The organism is Maribacter sp. (assembly GCF_049667165.1).
GTDB lineage: Bacteria > Bacteroidota > Bacteroidia > Flavobacteriales > Flavobacteriaceae > Maribacter_A.
Window position 1 is genome coordinate 1 of record NZ_JBATHS010000063.1, and the last position, 1,855, is coordinate 1,855.

The 1,855-nt window shown below is 39.6% G+C and carries 2 protein-coding genes; both read left to right on the forward strand.

Annotation, left to right across the window (positions count from 1 at the left end):
* A partial coding sequence (locus tag WBM98_RS03930; RefSeq protein WP_424364721.1) for a hybrid sensor histidine kinase/response regulator transcription factor occupies positions 1 to 1,466 on the forward strand: 1,466 nt, incomplete at its 5' end.
* 127 nt (positions 1,467 to 1,593) lie between these two features.
* The coding region (locus WBM98_RS03935; protein ID WP_424364722.1) for a hypothetical protein at positions 1,594 to 1,855 on the forward strand (262 nt) is incomplete at its 3' end.

A 1,855-nucleotide genomic window follows, 5' to 3' on the forward strand; every position in this document is an offset into this window, starting at 1 on the left:
TTGCAGGACCCATTGATGCCAAATTGGGGGCAGGAGGCCTTACTGATGCTGATTATGCCATTTTCGCTACAATAAAGCGCAATACCAAAAGGTTGATCAATTTGGTTGATCAATTGCTTCATATGGCAAAACTGGAAAAGGGAAAAATGAAGCTGAAAGTTGCCCATTCAGACCTAAAATTGTTCTTGGGCCTCATTGCCAAATCATTTGAGTTTCAAGCCGAACAAGCGGGTATGGACTATGGGATTGAGATAGATGACTTGGGAGATACCTGGTATGATGAAGATGCCATCGAAAAGATAGTGACCAATCTCCTTTCAAATGCCTTTAAACATGGCACGGCAGGGGGTAGTTGCAAATTCTTAGCAACTAGGGAGGATGATAGCGTTCATATAATAGTGATTAATTCAGTGGATGGGAATCTAAGTTCGGATACCAACAAGCTGTTCAACAGATTTTATCAAAAAGACGAATATGTAGATGGCGCTGGGATTGGATTGTCTTTGGTAAAAGAATTGGTAGCACTGTACAAAGGGCAGATTACCGCCAAAGTAGCAGGGAATCAAATTCAATTTAACGTATTGTTGCCCGTTGCAAAGTCGAATTTTAAAGCGAAGTATATTATTGAAGAAACCATCGATGCCGAGGTGTACATAGAAGACAAGGCGGAAAATGACATCAGGCCAAAATTGGATATGTCGGCCTTGCCCATTGTACTGATTGTTGAAGATCATAAAGAAATCAGGGATTTCTTAAAATCCGTTTGGCAAGTAAAGTATACCGTATTAGAGGCCAAGACCGGTAATGAAGGAATTGAAAAGGCATTGGAAAATGTACCGGACCTTATAATCTCAGATATTAAAATGCCCAATGGGGATGGCATAACCCTATGTAATAGCCTAAAGACTGATGTACGTACCAGCCACATTCCCATTATACTCCTTACGGCAAATTCAAGCGAAGAGAACGAGTTAAAAGGACTGCACTCCGGAGCCGATGATTTTGTGGCAAAACCCTTTAAGTTAAAGGTGCTTGAAAAGCGGGTTGAGAATCTTATAGCGACCCGTAGGGCATTGCGCAATAGATATAGTCAAGAATACATATTTAAGGCAAAGGATATTGCCATTACACCTACTGATGAACTTTTCTTGAATAAGATCCAAGAAGTATTGGACAAGCATCTGTCCGATCCAGAATTCACAGCGGCCCTATTCTGTAAAGAAGTGCATATGAGCCGTATGCAACTACATCGTAAACTACAGGCATATACGGGGTTGAGCACTACCGCCTTTATACGCTCTGAACGCTTGAAACAAGCGGTACATATATTAAAGAATTCCGACACCACCATCAATGAAGTGGCGTACATCGTAGGGTTTAATACACCTTCCTATTTTATAAAATGTTTTAAGGAAACATATAAAAAAACGCCTTTAGAATATCTGCAAAATATTGAAAATCAGTAATTTAAAACTCAGGATACATATCTTCCATACTTTGTTACATACGTGGTAACCTTATGTGGGGCAGTCCAATACTTTTGGTTTAGAAATTCGAAGAACATCGAAGAAGAACCTCTAAATGGATCATCCTATGAAGACAAAAACAATAGTACTACTCCTACTTTTTATGGGAATGGGTTTAACCACACAAGCACAATTTTTTAAAAAACTAAAAGAACGGGCTAAAGATGCCGCAGAAGAAACCATTCTGCGAAAATCAGAACAAAAGGTTGCACAAGAGACCGATCAGACCATGGAGAAAATCTTCAATATGAAACTGGGGAAAGGAAAAATGGTTGATCCTTCGGTCTTACCCCCAAGTTATGAATTTAATTGGCGGTATACCCTAGAAA